The sequence below is a fragment of the Paucilactobacillus vaccinostercus DSM 20634 genome, from assembly GCF_001436295.1.
Classification (GTDB): Bacteria; Bacillota; Bacilli; order Lactobacillales; family Lactobacillaceae; genus Paucilactobacillus; species Paucilactobacillus vaccinostercus.
In genome coordinates, this window is record NZ_AYYY01000043.1 from 39,531 (window position 1) to 57,636 (window position 18,106).

The window sequence follows — 18,106 nt, forward strand, 5'->3', positions numbered from 1 at the left end:
ACACTATTTCAAAACAAAGGCAAGGTTTTACCATGGTTTCAAAAATTGATCACATCGAAGTACGCGGCGGTAACGTCAACAATCTGAAAGATATTGATGTCGATATCCCATTAAACCAGTTTGTGGCCATTTCCGGTCCTTCTGGTTCGGGCAAAAGCTCACTTGCGATGGGCATCCTATATGCGGAAGGCTCACGGCGCTATCTTGAGGCCCTGTCAACCTATACCAGACGTCGAATCACTCAAAATCGCAAGTCTCAGGTGCAATCCGTCAAACATATTCCGTCCGCCCTCGCACTCCGTCAACGCCCCAACATCCCATCTGAACGATCAACCGTTGGCTCCTTAACCGAAGCATTCAACGTAATTCGCCTAATTTTTTCACGTCTTGGCTCAATCGTTTGTCCCAATGGTCACCGCATGGCACCAACCATTGAAATTGCTCAGGCAATGGATCGTCCTGGACAAGCAATGGGTGTGGTAACCTGTCCCACATGTGGTATTCAATTCATGGCAACTAGTGCCGAAGACTTCTCATTCAATTCTACGGGTGCCTGTCCCACTTGTGACGGACTCGGCGTAGTTCGGGAGCTCGATGAAGACAAACTCATTGGTGATGAAGCCCTAACCCTTGAGGAAGGCGCTGTTGCATCATGGCACCTCCCTGGGCGAAACTTCATGCCCAAACTCGTCGCAACATTGGGCGTTCGGACCGATGTGCCTTACCAGAAACTAACCGCCCATGAAAAACAAATTGTCCTTCACGGTGAGAAAAAACAGTATCCCCTTGATTTGCACTCTGGCACCGGGCGTGTTTTTCATATGGATAAGGCCTTATACGAAAACGCCTATGACGCAGTGACTGATTCACTTCAAACCTCTAAAAGTGAACGTTCCATTGCTCGAATCAACTCGTTTTATCATTTCTCGACGTGTCCTACCTGTCACGGTTCACGACTCAACCCTGAACGACTCAAACAAATTGTCGGCGAAAAAAATATTGCGGAGGTCGCTAATTTACAGCTCGGAGATCTTGCCCAGTGGGAGGCGATTACCAAGCAAGACCTACCAAAAAACATGCAACCGTTAGCAAATATTTTATTCACGGAGCTTGAAGACACCTTACGGCCACTCCTAGAGCTCGGTCTAGATTATCTGAGTCTCTCTCGGAACGGTAATACACTCTCAACCGGTGAACTACAACGAATTCAGCTTGCGCGTACCCTTCGCACCGAAACAACCGGGGTTCTTTACGTCCTTGATGAACCTTCTATTGGCTTGCATCCCGATAATATTCAGGGACTGGTTCATATCTTTCGAGAATTAATCGAGCAAGGAAACTCATTAATCGTGGTCGATCATGAGGTTGATATCATTGCAGCGGCTGATTGGGTAATCGAAATCGGCCCTGGTTCCGGTGATCAAGGTGGTCAAATTATCGCACAGGGAACCCCTCAACAACTTACTCAAAATACGGCTTCACTAATTGGACCGTTCATTGCGGGGACCGCTAACATCTTACGAACCAAAACAACACCCGCACCAACCACCCAAACCGTCCTCAAAATCGCCCGTTACTTTAACCTACATGATGTGACGGCTACCATCCCCGACAATCAAGTAACCGCCATTACCGGCTTTTCGGGTGCGGGTAAGACTAGTCTAATTCTCGACAGTCTTGTTCCAGCGATTCAGGCTCAGCAACACCACCAGAAACTTCCCCACCACGTTACCTCACTATCGACGCAGCTAAAGCGAGTCGTCAGCGTCGATGCGACCCCCGTTGGGAAAAATGCCCGATCGACCCTTGCCACCTACACTAACATCATGAATGCACTCCGCCACCTCTTTGCGGCACTGCCCGCAGCACAGGAACACGGCTACGCCATCGCTGATTTTTCATACAATAACAAACAGGGGGCTTGCCCAAACTGTGGCGGCCTTGGCAATATCACACTTGACATTCAGTACCTTCCCGACATGCAAGAAGTCTGTCCCGTTTGTCACGGGACCCGGTATAATCAAGAAATTCAAGCAATCAAGTGGCATGGGTACTCAATTGTCGATCTACTGGCGATGTCCGTAACTGAAGCACTGCCAGTGTTTAAAGATGTTCCCGCAATTGAGCGCCAACTGAAACAGCTCCAAGAAGTCGGTCTCGCCTACCTGCACCTTGGTGAGAGCACCCCCACGCTTTCTGGTGGCGAGGCGCAACGCTTGAAGTTAGTGAGTCACCTCACACGACACGAAGCCGGAACGCTGTTTGTATTTGATGAACCATCCATTGGCCTACACCCACTGGACGTCCAAACGTTGCTTCAGATCATCGAACGACTACAAACTAACGGTGCTACCGTGATCATCATTACACACGATCTAGACTTGATGATCAATGCCGATTATCTGATCGACCTTGGTCCGCGAGGTGGGGATGCGGGTGGTCAAATCACTGCCACCGGCGCCCCACTCACATTAGTTCAGACGCCAGTTAGTCTAACGACTCGGTATTTGCAGCAACACTGGCTAAAATTTCAACATTAATACAAAAGCGAGGCCGCTTGTGCCCCGCTTTTGTATCTATTCAATTGGTTCGATTGTCATTCCACGAACCGTAATTGCGTTTCGTCCAATATTTTTGGAATGGTACAAGTATTTATCTGCTCGTCGGTAGACATCTAAATAGTTTTTATCTTCCTCCATTGATCGATCTTGACCGAGTGAAATCGTAATGTGGAACGTTTCTTGTTGCTCGGTTACAAATTGGAGTGTGCCCAGTTCGTGATGAACCAGTCGTGAGATTTCACATGCCCGTTCAAAACTTTTTTGAACATCATGGAGGACAAAGCTAAATTCTTCACCGCCCGTTCGGTAAGCTTCGGCCGGATATTCGAGGTGATCGGTAATTTCTTTCAGCTTTTTTGTGACAGCTTCTAATACCTGATTTCCCATCAAATGTCCATATTGATCATTAATCTGCTTAAAGTGGTCAATGTCTAGCGTGTAGAGCGCGTATGATTGATGATCCTTTTGCATATCCGTAAATGAATTCAATAAATCTTCATTAAACACCCGAAAATTATAAAGCTGCGTCAGGTCATCTACTCGGGCTTCTCTTAAGAGTTTATCTTGGGATTGTTTATGCCGCTTTTCGGCATACTGCACCAGCCACAACACCAAACTAATCACCAAACTAGTGCTGATTTGCCAAGGCCAACCGACATTGATTCCTTTGAGTGAATACACATTGGTTATCAAAAATGGTGCCGCAAATATCAGGCTGAAGGGCACATACAATACCAAGTGCCGCTTGATTACCGGACCAAAATTTTGTGCCCCTATCATCAGCACCAAGCTAATCAGGTAAAAGGGCACCCAATTAGGTGCATTCGGAATCCACCAGTACCAAGCAAGTAGGAGCACTGCTAAGCAATACAAAATCGGCCGCCGACGGGACATCAGCATTGCAAACATGACGGTCCCAACCTGAAAATTAATGTACGTCCAGCCAAAGCCCTCTTGATTTCCCGCTTGAATCATACTATTTAACGATGCAACGTGAAACAGAATCAAAAATAAAACCGTAATTGCAATTAGGTAGGTGGTTGCCAACTTTTGGTTGCGAATACTCTTGAATTTAGCCGACTGAATCCAGTTAAATAACATCGCATACCCAATGAGCACTAAAATGTTAGTTACGTACGTAATAATTCTCGATTCCCAAATAAACATCCTGGACCTTCTTTAATCGTTTAAATTTAATCCCACTTTTTCACCGGCATATACCGCCCTCATTGTATAATTTATCCGGACGAATTTAAACAATATTTTTAGTAAAAATTAGTAAATCAACAAAAAAACGAATTATGTCGTGTCGTTTGTCACACGATGTCATTCGTTTTTTGAGTGTTCTATTTTTGGTTTTCACTAACCGCCGTTTTACCGGCGACTCGACCAAAGGTGAAAATATCTGTTAATGAATTCCCACCTAGACGGTTTCCTGCGTGAATTCCCCCAGCCACTTCACCGGCCGCAAATAGGTGTGGAATAACAGTACCCTGTTCGTTTAAAACATGCGCTTGTGTGTCAATTCTTAACCCACCCATCGTATGATGAATAGCGGGCTTTCTTGGTGTCGCATAGAACGGCGCCTGTTCAACCTTTAAATCAAAAACGTTCTTGCCAAACTCAGGATCTGTCCCAGCATCCACGTATGAGTTATAATGCGCGATCGTGGTCGTCAAGACTGCCGGATCAACATGAATCTGTTGCGCTAGCTCTGCTAACGTGTTGGCACGATACAGCGTTCCGTCTTCGACTTGTTGATCAATTTTTTCCTGACTCGTATTGTAGGCGGTCTCCTTAATCTTATCATCCGCGATTAAATAGAACAGACTGCCGTTAGCAATTGCGGCTTTCGACAAAACATCCCGGCCTTCATATTCATTGACGAATCGCTTTCCTTGCTGATTAACCATCACAAAGTTAGCGGGTGGCACCTGTAAACCAGTAAAGAGCTCACCCGTTTCAGGATCCGAAACAGGCATCATTTGTGAGAAGCCCATGCCAACAAGGTCTGCCCCCGCGCTCGTTCCTAGCTTAATTCCATCCCCAGTAATCGCCGGCGAATTTGAGGTTTGAATATCATCATCAATCTGTTGCCAATACGTGTTATACTGCTGAACCATCTTAGTATTAGCACCGAACCCACCAGAAGCTAATATTACAGCGCTGGCGTGAATGATGACTTTTTGATCATCTGGTCCCTGTGCAATAATTCCACGAACCTCACCGTCTTCAATAATTAATTTTTTAGCCGGTGTTTCCGTTAAAATTTGGCCATCACGTTGTTCCACAAAGGTCTTCAATGCTGAAACATAGGCGTATCCTTGATTCTTTAGTGGTTTATGACCCCGTCGCCATTTTGCACCAACCGGCATTGAGACTTCAGTTTGATCAAATTCAACACCGATGCTTTCTAACCACTTTACAGATTCTAACGCATGATCAGTTAAAATCTTCACCAAATCATACTGCCCGTGAATTTCATGACCAGCTAAATCGACACGTTTACCGCCTAAATACGTTTGAATTCGGTGGAATAGCGTTGAGTCAAACAGATATTCATTATCATCATCGGTTGTTTCCAGATACTTCGTGATTTGTGTTTTTAGTAATCGGAAATCGGCAACGTATGCAGGATCGATGGTCGCCTCGTCGGTGTTCAAAATACCTTGCAAAGTCGTTCGTTCCCCGGGATTCGCACTGAATTCATTTTGCCAAGTTGGATCAGCCGCGTTCATTGGTCCACCAGTCCGCACCGTGTTACCACCAACTGATGGGAATTTTTCGGCAACGATAACACGTTGTCCGCGTTGTAGCACGCTGGCAGCTGCCGTCAAGCCGGCACCACCGGCACCAATCACCACAACATCTGTCTCATACTCGACAGGGGGAACTTGTCGTTTCGCACTTGGCCGTGGTCGATTTTTAAGAACATCAGGATCACCACCAGCTAACTTCACAGCTTCTGCCACGCCGTCAATGACCCCTTTGCTGGTTACCGAAGCACCGGAAACGGTATCAACATTTAACGTTTGCCCACTTAAAATTTGTGCCGGAATTTTCTCGAATACCACATCCGCAATACCGGCCGTTTCTGCGCTGGTATCAATTTCAATATTTTCAATCTTATCTTCTGAAAATTCGACTGACATCGGTAATTTCCCATTATGCCCCATGGCCGTCACGTCGTAGGTTCCCGGGTTAACCTTCAAATCTTCCGGAACGTTTAACATTTTGACCATGTTGGTAAAGCGCAGGAATTTCTTAAAGCAACTAGCTAAAAAGCTAACCGTTCCTTCGTTATTCAAATCACCATGCTCATCAAAGGCTTGTTGCGCATGACCGAGCAAAAATTCGTTTCCGGGCATGACGATGGCATCGATACCGGGTGCATCTAAAATCTGGCGCAAATGAAGTTGTGCCCGCGATGATCCCTGATCGTGATAGGACGCACCAACAATCATAACTGGTTTTCCCTCAAAGGAATGGACATCATTTGATAGCCATTCAAGCGTACTCTTCAGTGCAGAAGGAATAGAATGATTATGTTCCGGCGTTGAAATAATAACCCCATCCGCATCAATAATTTTTTGATCGAACGTTTGAATAATGGGTAAATTTTGGTCCGCCGATTCATTAAACATCGGCACATCCTTAATCTCCAAAATTTCTATTTCTGCTTGATCAGCAAAATGCCGTTGCATAAACGTAAGTAGCTGACGATTATATGATTTTTCTGCGTTCGTTCCGACAATTCCAATTAACTTCATCTATTTCGTCCTCCTATTCTTCCGTCCAAACGGCCTGTTTGTCGTGTAGTTGACTTGAATGTGCGATCAACTGATTCACATCTTGAGCAAACGTCATATACTCCGTAAAGTCGCGCTCGAGTTCGTGAATTTTAGCTGCATCTACTAAGTTCCCCGCATCATCAAAGGCTCGTAATGATCCCCCAAGTAAGAATTCTGAACTTGGTAAAACACGCGCACCGACTTCTGGAGCGTCTAAAATTTGCCGTAAATGGTTCTGTGCCCGCGATGATCCTAACGTCCCATGTGATGCCCCAGTAATCATGATGGGACAGTTATTAAATGCCTCGGACGTATATGATAACCATTCGATTAAACTCTTAAGTGCCGCAGGAATCGAGTGATCGTACTCTGGCGTGCTGATAATCACCCCGTCAGCCGCCTGAATTTGATCAATAATGGCTTGAATTTCACGTGGTGCAATTTTTGAATCTGGCTCGTTAAATGCCGGTAAGTCTTTAATTTCACAAATTTCAATTGTTGCTGCTTGACTAAAGTGGCGTTGCATATAATTCAGTAATGTTCGGTTCGTTGACTGATCGGCGTTGGACCCTACAATTCCGATAAATTTCATAATCGTCTTCCTTTCTAGTTCTCGATACCTAAATTTTAACGAGATGTAGAAAGATTGTGAAATACTTATTTAATTATTGTATAATAGCTAAATAGCTATTACTCACTAAAGAAGGTTTGCAAATGATTCTCAAAGACTCCAAAAAAATGCTACAGTACCTCGATGCCCTACTGACATATGGTAACTTTACCAGAGCAGCGAAAGCACTCTATATTTCTCAGCCGTATCTAACGCAACTCATTCAAAAGCTCGAAAAAGAGTTACAAGTTGAAATCATCAATCGAACTGCCAAACACCTTCAGCTCACCGAGGCTGGTAAATTGTACTACAACTACTTGGAAACGTTGGAAAATGAAACGGCTAAGTTTGATGATCAGCTCAGCCAATATACAACGCCGAACGGCACAACCATCAAGCTCGGGGTACTCAGTACACTCGGGTCTTACCTTCTGCCACTATTTCTCCCTCAATTTCTTCAAACACATCCCGACGTCAAAATTCTAGTCGATGAAAATAAGCCCCAACGTAACGAGGCCAATGCTTTAGACGGCAAAATTGATTTTTATATTGGTCAAAATCCCGAAACCCTGTCATCAAATTTGATTTTTCACGAATGTGGTAACCATAGTTATTTTGCTATTATTCCACCGACATCCGATTTTTTTGATCAGACAAAAACAGTTCTGCCCCTGGGATCCATCCCCATGGCAGAACTGTTGGGCGAACAACTACTATTGACTTCGAGCGGCTCAGCGATTCGGCGGCAAGTCGACTATTTACTCCAGAAATATCAGGTTCAGCCCAACATTGCGGTCGAAAGCGACAATATTTTCACCATTTTCAATCTTAGCAAGCTCGGAACTGGCGTTACGATCGTTCCGGAAGAAATTATAGGCTCACTTCCCCAGCAGCCAGCCTATAATCTTTATCCGTTGTCCGATCATCTAATTTCGATCAATTTTTTTATTGCACACAGAGCGGATAAAACGCTTAGTTCGGTGGAACAGGATTTAATTACGGCCTTTCTAGCGCCGTTCAATTAACGATTTCAGTGCTCCGGAATATAGAAGGTCGCCTTGTTTAGTAATCACAACGCCACCAATAATGCCTGGTTGCTTTAAAGATATAATCATCTGTTGGGGGGATTGTCCGAACAATCGTGTCGTCCAAATTTCACCGTCCACCGACTTTTCCGAAATAACAGATAAACTAACCACGTCCGTTGCCACCGGATAACCGGTTCGTTGGTCAAAAATGTGATGGAATGTTTTCCCATGAAATGTATTTTGTCGTTCATAAATTCCCGATGTCACAATCGAAAGATTCTGAATTTTAAGCGACAAAACATAGTTTCCCCGTGGTTGAAAGGGATTTTGAATGCCGATACGCCACTGATGATCGGCATGCTCGGGCGCATCGCCAAAAGTTAAAATGTTACCACCAAGATCGATCATTCCCGCTAATGCGCCCTTCATCTTAAAATCCGCAATAATCTGATCCGCAAAGTAGCCCTTTGCTAACGAACCGAGATCGAGTGACATTCCCGGTTCCGTCAAAAAGACGGTCTGATCGGTGCGATTGAGTACAATGTGGTCCGTATTAATTAACTTTAGTGCCGCCTGCACCTCTGCTGGAGTGGGTTCTTTGGCGTCCGAAAATCCAATTTGCCAGCTATGAATGAGTGGCCCGATGGCGATATTTAAAAAGCTGCCGGGTGCCTGACTATTTTGTTTTCCCAGATCAATCAGCTCAAATAGATCATAATCAACTTTGACTGGTCGTTGCCCCGCGAAGGTACTGATTCGCATTAACTGTGACTGCTGATCGTTTGCACTGAATCGTTTTTCGTAATCGATCAGCTTCTGTTCAGCTGCTGATAACAACTGCTCGGCATGGGGATGTTGTACCCATAATTTGATGACCGTTCCCATCAAATAGCAGGTTCGATTGGCTTCATCCATGATGATTCCTTCTTTCGCGTCAAATGACATGTGATCATCATAACGAACTCACGAATGAAGCTCAAGACAAAAGAACATTCTAAAAAGGACCGGATGACTTATTTCAGCCCATCCGATCCCTCGTTTTAACCAATCTGTCGCTTAAATTTTTTAAAGTTAAACAATGCATCAATCTGCTGGAGATAGTCCTCCGGAATTGAAACCGTTAATGCACGTAAATTATTTTGTAGTTGTTCAGGTCTGCTGGCTCCGGTTATGACACTAGTGATATGCGAATCGCGCAAATCCCACGCTAAAGCAAGGCTGGCTAAATCAGTATTCAAGTCAGCAGCCATTTTAACCAAGGCCTCAACTTTTTCCAAGTTTGACGTTGTCAATAAAGCTTGAATTTGGTCTTGATAAGTAGCTCGAGATCCGGCTGGAATTTGTTGTCCAAGGCGATACTTACCGGTGAGTAATCCCTGCGACAACGGTGAAAATGGTACGATTCCTAACCCTAAATGATCACAAACATCGATTAACTCATGCTCAATATATCGATCAAACATATTGTATTGTGGCTGAACCACCGACATGGGATGCAACCCAAGCTTTTGAATGATCAGTTGCGCTTCCAAGATTTGAACTGGGGTCCACTCGCTCACCCCATAGTAAAGGATCTTGCCATGATCAACTAGATCACTTAAAGCTTGTAGCGTTTCCTCTAGTGGTGTTTCTGGATCAAAGCGGTGGCAAAAATAGAGATCTAAGTAATCCGTTTGTAAATTTTTAAGCGACTGATCAATCGACGTCATAATATGTTTGCGGGACAATCCACGATCATTAACGCCATCGCCAGTCGGAAAGTAAACTTTACTTGAAATTATGAGCTCTTTTCTGGGAAGTGTTTTTAAAACTTGACCCAAGAAACGTTCAGCGGCACCACCACTATATGCATCTGCACAATCAAAGAAATTCACGCCATTCTCAAAAGCCGTTCGAATACTTTCAGCAGCTAATGTTTGATGCTGCTCGTCACTCACATCGGTCATCCAACTTCCAAGTGCAATTTCACTTACCTTTAAGCCACTCTTACCTAACCGCCGATACTTCATCACCAATCACCCCTTTATTGAATTAGGGTCACTTTATCACTTGAAGTGCACTTGAAGTAAAGGCTTTCTCAGCATTTTATTCAGTTTTTAAATCCTGTTGATACTGACTGTGATTCAATTTAACAAGAATTCCAATTTTCTTAGTTGACTTAGACCCACTCTAAGGTGCTAAATTAAGTCCATGCTTTTAAAAAGTAAGTTAGAAAGAAGGATTTTTAATCATGACTAAAGTACTAATTGTATTAACCAATCATGAAAAATTTGAAACAATCAACCGGGCCGCTGGTCTGTGGTTGAGCGAAGCCACTCATTTTAATAAAGTGATGAAAGATCACAACATCGCAGTGGATTATGTCAGTCCACAAGGGGGCTATGTTCCCGTCGATCCAGGTAGTTTGGCTCCTGATCAATTAGACGACATCAACAATGAATTTTATAGTGATGCTGAATTTCGTAATCAGGCGCTAGGCCACTCACTTAAACCAGCTGACATCACAGCTAGTGATTATGATGCAATTTACTTCGCTGGCGGCCATGGAACCGTTTGGGATTTTCCCAACAATCAAGAACTCGGCACAATCGCCAAACAAATTTATGATAATGGCGGCATCATTTCTGCCGTTTGCCACGGAGTAGTCGGTCTTCTTTCTATTGAAAATGCAGACGGAACTAAATTTATCAATGGCAAAAATTTAACTGGTTTCACCAATGAAGAAGAAGAGATCAACCAACTCACCAATGATGTCCCATTTCTTGCTGAAGATGCACTGAAAGCTGCTGGTGCTCACCATACTAAGAGTGATCCATATACGAAGCACGTTATTGTAGATGGTCGCTTAATTACGGGTCAAAATCCACAATCGGCAAAAGGCGTTGGTGAAGCGCTGATCGATGCTCTCCACTAATTTTTCTCAAAAGCCTGTAATCCCAAGGATTGCAGGCTTTTTGCATAAAAAAAGGATCACAGTGTGATCCTTTGCACTAGTGCGTGCGCACTAATACTGGCGATATAACTTATATTGTTCAAAATTGAACGACTCGATCGTACCACTTATGAAGGTATTTGAATACAACCTTTAGCATTTATTAATTTTTTGTCATACTCCTCGCTTTTTAATTTTCATAAAATAAATAGGGTCGATTCTGCAATTTCCGAATCGGCCCTATTTTTATGCTAGCAAGTAAATCGACATTGCATGTGTAAGTTGGTTGCAAAGTGAGTTTCGATTAACACATCTAGCAAATATTTTTATTTTTTAGTTGCTTTACGTGCAATAATTTCATCATTCATTTTTTCAATCTTTTCATTATTCAACTTATAGAAAGAAAAGACAATCATCGCAATGACACAGAATACTGCAGGAATGAGCGTTGCCGTTAATTTAATCCCTAATAAACTATTAGCGGTTTGATTTTGGTTAGCAACAAATCCAAATGCAGCTAATGCATATCCAGGGACCACGCCGCCCATTGCCATACCGGCTTTAAAGAAGAATCCAATGACGGCATTGATAATACCATTTTCACGTTTACCAGTTTTCCATTCTCCGTAGGTAATTGTCTGTGGTACAAGTCCCCATTCAAACGTTCCAGCTAAAAAGATTCCGGCTGTTTGAATTGCACGTCCAAGAAAAGTCAAAGCAATATTTTTTGCTGGAATCATGAACATCAGAACTGAACCAATTACGGCAACCAATAATGCCATTTGCATTAATTTTTGTGGACCCATTTTTTTATTTAACCATGGTGTCAAAGGAATTACGACAAATACTGGTAACGTTCCGATCAAATTGTACCACTGCATTAGACCTGCATCTCCAGCATTATAAGTCATGTAGTACGCACCAATCGAATTAACAACTGACATTAATCCGAAAATGATAATGAAGAAGATCGCTAAAACTCGAAGTGGCACATTAATCACTAGTTGGTGAAACAGATCTGAAACTTTAACTTCTGCCTGTTGTGAAGCCGTCATATGAATGTGCTCTTTAGTTTGCGAAAAACAGAACAGCAAAATTAAAGCACCTACGATACCGTACATTGACATTGTTAGGAACCATCCAGTACGAGCATTAACCCCACTATAATAGCCACCAGAAAACAGCTTCACAAAAATGGGAATACCGAAACTAACAACCAAACCACCAAGTTGTGCCAAGAACATCCGAATTGAATTCATAGAAATCAGTTCATGATCATTTCTGGTCATAGCAGCATTCATTGATCCATAAGGAATATTAACCGTCGTGTAAACCAGTGACATTCCGATATAGGTCACGTACGCATATGCCATCTTGCCCACACTACCAAATGATGGTGTATAAAAACAGAGAATTGCCATAATTGCAAATGGAATCGATGTAATGACAAGCCAACCACGGTACTTACCCCAACGTGTCGTGTGCTTATCTACGATAGTCCCAATTATCGGATCATTAATCGCATCAATCATCCGAACCACTAGGAACATCGTTGCTGCGAAAGCTGGTGACAATCCAAAAACGTTCGTGTAGAAAAACAGTAGATAAGTTGACACACAGTTATAAATTAAGTTTTGTGCAAAGTCACCAGTTGCCCAGCCAAACTTTTCACGCATTGGTAGTCTTCCACTACCTGGTAAAGATTCTACGGATTGAGCCATATTTTCTCACTCCTATCTTTAACGAATTGTGACTGTTTCGTGATTACTTTCAGCGTCTGCTGAACTATTACCGAGATAGCAATCATAATCCATTTTTTCAACGACAAAGGTATTCTGGGATTCATCAAAATAGGCTAATTTTTCTAACGGTACTGTAATTTCAACTGTCTTCATTTCACCGGCCTTTAATTCAATCCGCTGGAACCCTTTCAATTCCTTATGGGGATGATCCAATGTTGATTGATCATATCCAACATATAATTGAACTACTTCTGCACCATCACAGTGTCCGGTATTCTTAACACTTGCAGTGGCAATTAACTGATCACCATCACGCTTAAACTTCACATTTTTAATTTCAAAAGTGGTATAGCTAAGGCCACTCCCAAAAGCAAAATCTGTTTCATGGCCTTCTGTTTCCAGTTTGTTATAACCATGTAAATAACCATATTCAATTTCCGTACTTTCCCAATCAATCGTTGGCAAGTATTTCTCATCAACTGGAATTGCAAATGGTAACTTACCTGATGGATTAACATCACCACTGAGAACGTCTGCCAGTGCATGGCCACCCTCCATTCCAGGATAGTACGCGTCAAGAATTGCACTCACACTGTCTTGCCATGCATGTGTTAAAATCGTATTTCCACCAATCAACACGACAACTGAATTTGTATTCACTGGGCCAACCGTATTAATGAGATCGATATCGGCCTGATGAAGATTTAGTGTCTGCCGATCGCCACCTTTTGCAAATCCAGTGCTTGATCCAGCTGATCCTTCATTACCATTCAGGAGTGCTTCATCACTTTGATCATTTGATACATACTCTCCTTCATCATCAAAATTGTACCCAACAACAAATATCACCACGTCTGCTGTTTCAGCGGCCAATTTAGTTGCTTCAATATCCGTTCCATCATCATAACTAACCTTGGAGTTCTCAAAAGCTTCCGTAATGCCTTCTAATGGACTAACAGTGGTTGTTGGATAAACACGACTGGAACCATGATCACCAATATTGTCACTTTGCGCTAGTTTACCCACAACTAGAATCTTCTGCGCCTTTTTAGCGACCAACGGTAACACACTATTTTTATTTTTCATTAACGTAATTGCTTCTTGTGCAACCCGACGTGCTAGTTTGACGTGTTCAGGGCCTGCAATAACTTCTTTACTGAAAGTTGGTGCACCATCTTCAAAAGCAAGAACGGTTCTAACAATTCTAAGAGCCGCTTTATCAATTGTGTCTTCCGCAACATCACCACGTTTAACTGCAGCCACAAGCGCAGGGCCAAAATATTTTGTCCGCATCATTTCCATATCTTGGCCGCCATTAGCCGCCTCTACAGTATCATTAACGCCCCAGATAAAGTCGCTCATTACAAAGCCATCAAAGCCCCATTCTTCTTTAAGTACTTTATTTAACAAATAATCGCTGTGTCCCGCATACTTACCATTATAATGATTATAAGAACTCATGATTGAGGCTGCACCCGCATCCACTGCATCTTTAAAATGCGATAAATATTGTTCTCGCTCAGTACGTTTACTTGCAGTTACATTTACTTTAAATCGTGCATTTTCCATACTGTTAAATGCAAAATGCTTAACACATGCCATAACATGTTGCTTTTGGACGCCAGTAATAAGTGAGGACGCCATTTTACCTAACGCAAAATTATCTTCACCATAAACCTCTTGGCTACGTCCCCATCCCGGATTATATGGCATATTCATACAAACACCGGCAAATAGATTCCCACCACTTGCTCGTACCTCGGCGCCAATTGCTTCACCAACTTGTTCCTCTAAGTCTGGGTCAAAGGTCGCACCACGAGCCATCGAGACAGGAAAAGCTGTGGCATTACCAGCAACCACACCACGTGGACCATCAATAAATTTAACGTTTGGTAAACCTAATCTTTCATTACCAGCAGACTGGTAGGGCTTTTGATTGTAACGCTCTTTTCCAGATAACAGCGTATCATCGCGTCCACTCATTAAATGAACTTTTTCTTCCAAACTCATCTGGGATACCATTTCTTGAGCTTGTTTCGTATATTGACTCCGATATTCTTTTCCTAGCATTTTAAAACCTCCGTAATATAATTAGAGAATGAAAAATTGCAATGTATTGATAAGCGCTTATGTAATTACAAGATCATTATATGAAAGCGCTATCAATAAATTTTGAAAAAAATTCCACTTTTTTGAACTTTTAATAGAAAGTTGATGACCTACATGAGTATAGAACAGCTATATATCGAGGCTTTAAACGTCCCTGGTATTGAATTTAAATTATTTGAAAAACAGCCAAAAATTACCTTTAAACATGGTCGAATCCTTACAAGTGCCTATTTGTCAATGTTTAATGAACTATCACTTGATAGCAAAGTAACTGTTTTACGACATACACAAAATTTATTTAGTTTTTGTATGATGAAAAATGATGTCGGATATTTATTAGGCCCCGAAATTCTTACAGATGTTTTATCTGATCAACGTCTTGATCCAAATCAAAAAACGATTTATTTGCCAAGACTAATGAGCACAATTTCGCTCAAGACAAAGCAATGTTATAAGCAACTTCTTGTTTTTGCCAACCTTCTTGATATTGATCTTGACGAATCAGAAATTAACGCTGCTTTTACTAATTCAATTACCTCGGAACAATTTAATGATAAGCTTGTTTTAGTAAACTTTAATGATCAAGGTGCCCATGTCAGTTACGTTTATGAAAAGGCACTCAAAGCCGCTGTCGAAATGGGCCAACCCTCAATGGTACACGACGCCTTCGTGGGACTTGTTAACTCAGGAAGAATTGGCATTTTGTCTGATGAAGGTGATGTTCGTAATGTCAAAAATTGGGGCATCATTTGCATATCTGTAACTCTTCGAGCGGCGATTGCTGCCGGAATGGATTATGATCAAGCATACTCCCTCAACGATCACTACGTTCGATCTTTAGAAAGTTTCAATTCTTACTCAGATGTTATGACTGCCATCGAGGAAATGCTTAAAGATATGGCACAAAGAGTAGCACAATTAAAATTTGTTCATTTATCCGCTCCAGTTAGGAGAACCTATCAAATCATTATGAACACACCTGAAACAAAAATTAATGCCACAGAATTAAGCAATCAATTAGGAATTTCACCCCACTATTTATCATCTTTATTTAAAAAAGAAGTTGGTATAACCATTGCTCGTTTTCGAATTTTAGTAAAAATTAATCGAGCCATTCAAATATTACAAAGTACTAATTTATCACTAGCAGAAATTGCATCAATTTTAAACTTTTCGGATCAGTCACATTTAACCCGCGAATTTGAAAAGTTTGTTGGAGCTTCACCCAGTCGTGCAAGGCGTAATCCGCACCTTACTGATAATTGGCACCTTTATAATTTTATAAAAGTTAACGTCGGATGATAATCGAATTTCCAGTTTCAAATCATTGATTTGATCAAAATTTTGCTTATTACACCATTTATTAATCAGCCCAATTAATTGATCCGTATAAATTCATTATCTTTTCATAACATATCATTCATACGAAGGTAACTATTCATGAAAAAAGAAACCAAAATCCAGATTCTTCGAAAATTAATTCAATTACCAACCATTAATAACAATGAAACAACTGTTGTTGATTTTATTATCTCGCTATTTAAGCCCTATCCCACCGTACAAATAAAAAAAATCCCCTACGCTCCTAATCGAGATAATCTTGTTATTACAATCGGACACGAAAACACTGGACCGATCATCGGCCTTTCTGGTCATATGGACGTCGTCGCTCCAGGTACTTTGAGTAACTGGACCAACGATCCTTTTTCGGCTACTCTCACAAATGGTAAACTATTCGGCCGTGGTGCTTCTGATATGAAAAGCGGTCTGGCTGCTGAAATCATCGCCATGCTAGAAATTTTAGAGTCTCAGCCGCAACTCAACGGCCAAATACGGTTGCTTGCTACTGTCGGTGAAGAAACTGGCGAATACGGGGCAGCACAACTCACTGAACTAGGATATGCCGATCATCTAACTGGTATTATTATTGCTGAGCCCACAAACAACATGACTAATCTCGTCTATACATCCCGTGGCGTGATTGATTACGAAGTCACTTCCAGTGGTAAAAATGCCCATAGTGCCCACCCAGATCTAGGAGTAAATGCCATTCGAAACTTATTGAATTTTTATCAGTTAGCTCAGCAGCGTTTAGAAAAACTTAGTGATTCGGACCCCGTACTTGGCCGAATGACACATGAAATCACACAAATCACTGGTGGTGAACAAGCCAACATGATTCCATCCAGCGCACAATATTCCGGTAATATTCGAACAATTCCTAACTATCCAAATCAACTTATTTTTAATGAGTTAAATACCCTACTAACAGAATTAAATGCCCTTCCCAACTATGAATTAACGATCCATTACAGTTATCCGGAAGCACCCATTATGGGAACACCTGAATCTGAACTCGTTCAAACTGCGCTTAAAACATACCGAACAGTTTTCAACCACGACGTTATCTTGACTGGTAGTTCTGAAGCAAGTGATGGTTCGGAATTCATTCAGGCTGCAGGCCAACCGACCATCATTATCTGTGGCCCCGGATCGCCAACTGGTCATCAGGTCGATGAATACGTCGACATTGATACCTATCTCCAATCCATTATGTTCTATAAACAACTGGCTCTCGCCTACATCAAATAAAAAAGGCCGATACTTCAGTCCAACTGAAATATCGGCCTTTTAACTATCCATCATATGATGTGCTGATCGTTTGCCAGGTAAAATTACCAGAGTCATCGGCACTCGTCTGAACCTGCAGCACACCATCCCCAGTGATTCTGAACCAGCATGCTAGGTTAGATGTTTCGGGATCGGCGCCAGCAGCCTTCATATTTGCCGTACTATGATCTTCACGAACTTCGTAGTAGACACCGTCATCCGAGTCACCCGACCAGCCGCCGGAATGACCATTGTATATGTAATCAAAATCATCAGCGTCAAACGTAACCCCATTGTTACTGGCAGCGTTATCGCTCGTATTATAATTTTGTGACAGGACTGCGCCCATATTAGCTTTCATCCATGCTACAGCCTGCGCGTTAGTCAAATTTTTGACATCAATCGTCCTGCTACTTGAACTTGCAGCAACTAACGATGAACTTTCTTCATTACTTTTCTTCATACTTGCGGCACTCGTTGATCGGCTTGCCGAGTAGCGCGCCGACTGACTAGATGCCGTAGCACGATCGGAATTAGTGGTCGAACTGCTAGACTGATGAATCGTCAATCCCGTGATCACCACAATAACGATAATCAGCATAATCCCAGCAGCACCAATAATCTTTTTCTTTGTACTCATCAAAACGCCTCCCAAATCTGTCTCATAACTAAGTATGCCACATTGGGAGCAGAAAATGGCTGCTTGACCATACAATCAGTTCG

At 42.3% G+C, this 18,106-nt stretch carries 13 protein-coding genes; 5 read left to right on the forward strand and 8 right to left on the reverse strand.

Annotation, left to right across the window (positions count from 1 at the left end):
• Window positions 1-32: 32 nt before the first annotated feature.
• On the forward strand, window positions 33-2,540 hold the full coding sequence (locus tag FC26_RS08180) for an AAA family ATPase (protein ID WP_057779518.1): 2,508 nt from the start codon (window positions 33-35) through the stop codon (window positions 2,538-2,540).
• A gap of 36 nt (window positions 2,541-2,576) precedes the next feature.
• Here FC26_RS08180 and FC26_RS08185 read toward each other — a convergent pair whose 3' ends face one another.
• From FC26_RS08185 to FC26_RS08195, 3 genes are all read right to left on the reverse strand, one after another.
• Entirely contained in the window at window positions 2,577-3,728 is a 1,152-nt protein-coding gene (locus tag FC26_RS08185) for a GGDEF domain-containing protein (RefSeq protein WP_057779520.1), read from the reverse strand.
• A gap of 179 nt (window positions 3,729-3,907) precedes the next feature.
• On the reverse strand, window positions 3,908-6,331 hold the full coding sequence (locus FC26_RS08190; protein ID WP_057779521.1) for a flavocytochrome c: 2,424 nt from the start codon (window positions 6,329-6,331) through the stop codon (window positions 3,908-3,910).
• 13 nt (window positions 6,332-6,344) lie between these two features.
• Window positions 6,345-6,944 carry an NADPH-dependent FMN reductase gene (locus tag FC26_RS08195; RefSeq protein WP_057779524.1) on the reverse strand — a complete coding sequence of 200 codons (600 nt, stop codon included), beginning with the start codon at window positions 6,942-6,944 and terminating at the stop codon, window positions 6,345-6,347.
• A gap of 122 nt (window positions 6,945-7,066) precedes the next feature.
• Between FC26_RS08195 and FC26_RS08200 the strand changes: the two genes are divergently transcribed.
• Window positions 7,067-7,987, forward strand: coding sequence for a LysR family transcriptional regulator (locus FC26_RS08200; RefSeq protein ID WP_057779527.1), 921 nt, complete (start codon window positions 7,067-7,069; stop codon window positions 7,985-7,987).
• Here FC26_RS08200 and FC26_RS08205 read toward each other — a convergent pair.
• Window positions 7,970-8,905 carry an FAD:protein FMN transferase gene (locus FC26_RS08205; protein ID WP_057779528.1) on the reverse strand — a complete coding sequence of 312 codons (936 nt, stop codon included), beginning with the start codon at window positions 8,903-8,905 and terminating at the stop codon, window positions 7,970-7,972. The two genes, FC26_RS08200 and FC26_RS08205, sit on opposite strands and share 18 nt — an antisense overlap.
• A 125-nt stretch (window positions 8,906-9,030) precedes the next feature.
• Window positions 9,031-9,999 (reverse strand): aldo/keto reductase family protein, encoded by a 969-nt coding sequence (locus FC26_RS08210; RefSeq protein WP_057779530.1) that lies wholly within the window; start codon window positions 9,997-9,999, stop codon window positions 9,031-9,033.
• A 221-nt stretch (window positions 10,000-10,220) separates the two neighbouring features.
• On the opposite strand from FC26_RS08210, the gene FC26_RS08215 reads away from it, so the two are divergent.
• Window positions 10,221-10,904 (forward strand): type 1 glutamine amidotransferase domain-containing protein, encoded by a 684-nt coding sequence (locus FC26_RS08215; protein WP_057779532.1) that lies wholly within the window; start codon window positions 10,221-10,223, stop codon window positions 10,902-10,904.
• A gap of 344 nt (window positions 10,905-11,248) precedes the next feature.
• On the opposite strand, the gene FC26_RS08220 is transcribed toward FC26_RS08215, so the two are convergent.
• Window positions 11,249-12,643 (reverse strand): glycoside-pentoside-hexuronide (GPH):cation symporter, encoded by a 1,395-nt coding sequence (locus tag FC26_RS08220; RefSeq protein WP_057779534.1) that lies wholly within the window; start codon window positions 12,641-12,643, stop codon window positions 11,249-11,251.
• 18 nt (window positions 12,644-12,661) lie between these two features.
• On the reverse strand, window positions 12,662-14,734 hold the full coding sequence (locus tag FC26_RS08225; protein ID WP_057779536.1) for a beta-glucosidase family protein: 2,073 nt from the start codon (window positions 14,732-14,734) through the stop codon (window positions 12,662-12,664).
• Window positions 14,735-14,887: 153 nt separating this feature from the next.
• Between FC26_RS08225 and FC26_RS08230 the strand changes: the two genes are divergently transcribed.
• Entirely contained in the window at window positions 14,888-16,075 is a 1,188-nt protein-coding gene (locus FC26_RS08230) for a helix-turn-helix domain-containing protein (protein WP_057779537.1), read from the forward strand.
• A gap of 138 nt (window positions 16,076-16,213) precedes the next feature.
• On the forward strand, window positions 16,214-17,365 hold the full coding sequence (locus FC26_RS08235) for an ArgE/DapE family deacylase (protein ID WP_057779538.1): 1,152 nt from the start codon (window positions 16,214-16,216) through the stop codon (window positions 17,363-17,365).
• 43 nt (window positions 17,366-17,408) lie between these two features.
• Here FC26_RS08235 and FC26_RS08240 read toward each other — a convergent pair whose 3' ends face one another.
• Window positions 17,409-18,023: a hypothetical protein gene (locus FC26_RS08240; RefSeq protein ID WP_057779540.1), complete on the reverse strand. Its 615-nt coding sequence runs from the start codon at window positions 18,021-18,023 to the stop codon at window positions 17,409-17,411.
• Window positions 18,024-18,106: the final 83 nt, after the last annotated feature.

Bases quoted from the DNA above. Each gene is read 5' to 3' on its own strand.
- FC26_RS08210 (WP_057779530.1), bottom strand. From the start codon at position 9,999: ATGAAGTATCGGCGGTTAGGTAAGAGTGGCTTAAAGGTAAGTGAAATT.
- FC26_RS08240 (WP_057779540.1), bottom strand. From the start codon at position 18,023: ATGAGTACAAAGAAAAAGATTATTGGTGCTGCTGGGATTATGCTGATT.
- FC26_RS08180 (WP_057779518.1), top strand. From the start codon at position 33: ATGGTTTCAAAAATTGATCACATCGAAGTACGCGGCGGTAACGTCAAC.
- FC26_RS08195 (WP_057779524.1), bottom strand. From the start codon at position 6,944: ATGAAATTTATCGGAATTGTAGGGTCCAACGCCGATCAGTCAACGAAC.
- FC26_RS08220 (WP_057779534.1), bottom strand. From the start codon at position 12,643: ATGGCTCAATCCGTAGAATCTTTACCAGGTAGTGGAAGACTACCAATG.
- FC26_RS08205 (WP_057779528.1), bottom strand. From the start codon at position 8,905: ATGGATGAAGCCAATCGAACCTGCTATTTGATGGGAACGGTCATCAAA.
- FC26_RS08190 (WP_057779521.1), bottom strand. From the start codon at position 6,331: ATGAAGTTAATTGGAATTGTCGGAACGAACGCAGAAAAATCATATAAT.
- FC26_RS08215 (WP_057779532.1), top strand. From the start codon at position 10,221: ATGACTAAAGTACTAATTGTATTAACCAATCATGAAAAATTTGAAACA.
- FC26_RS08225 (WP_057779536.1), bottom strand. From the start codon at position 14,734: ATGCTAGGAAAAGAATATCGGAGTCAATATACGAAACAAGCTCAAGAA.
- FC26_RS08185 (WP_057779520.1), bottom strand. From the start codon at position 3,728: ATGTTTATTTGGGAATCGAGAATTATTACGTACGTAACTAACATTTTA.
- FC26_RS08235 (WP_057779538.1), top strand. From the start codon at position 16,214: ATGAAAAAAGAAACCAAAATCCAGATTCTTCGAAAATTAATTCAATTA.
- FC26_RS08230 (WP_057779537.1), top strand. From the start codon at position 14,888: ATGAGTATAGAACAGCTATATATCGAGGCTTTAAACGTCCCTGGTATT.
- FC26_RS08200 (WP_057779527.1), top strand. From the start codon at position 7,067: ATGATTCTCAAAGACTCCAAAAAAATGCTACAGTACCTCGATGCCCTA.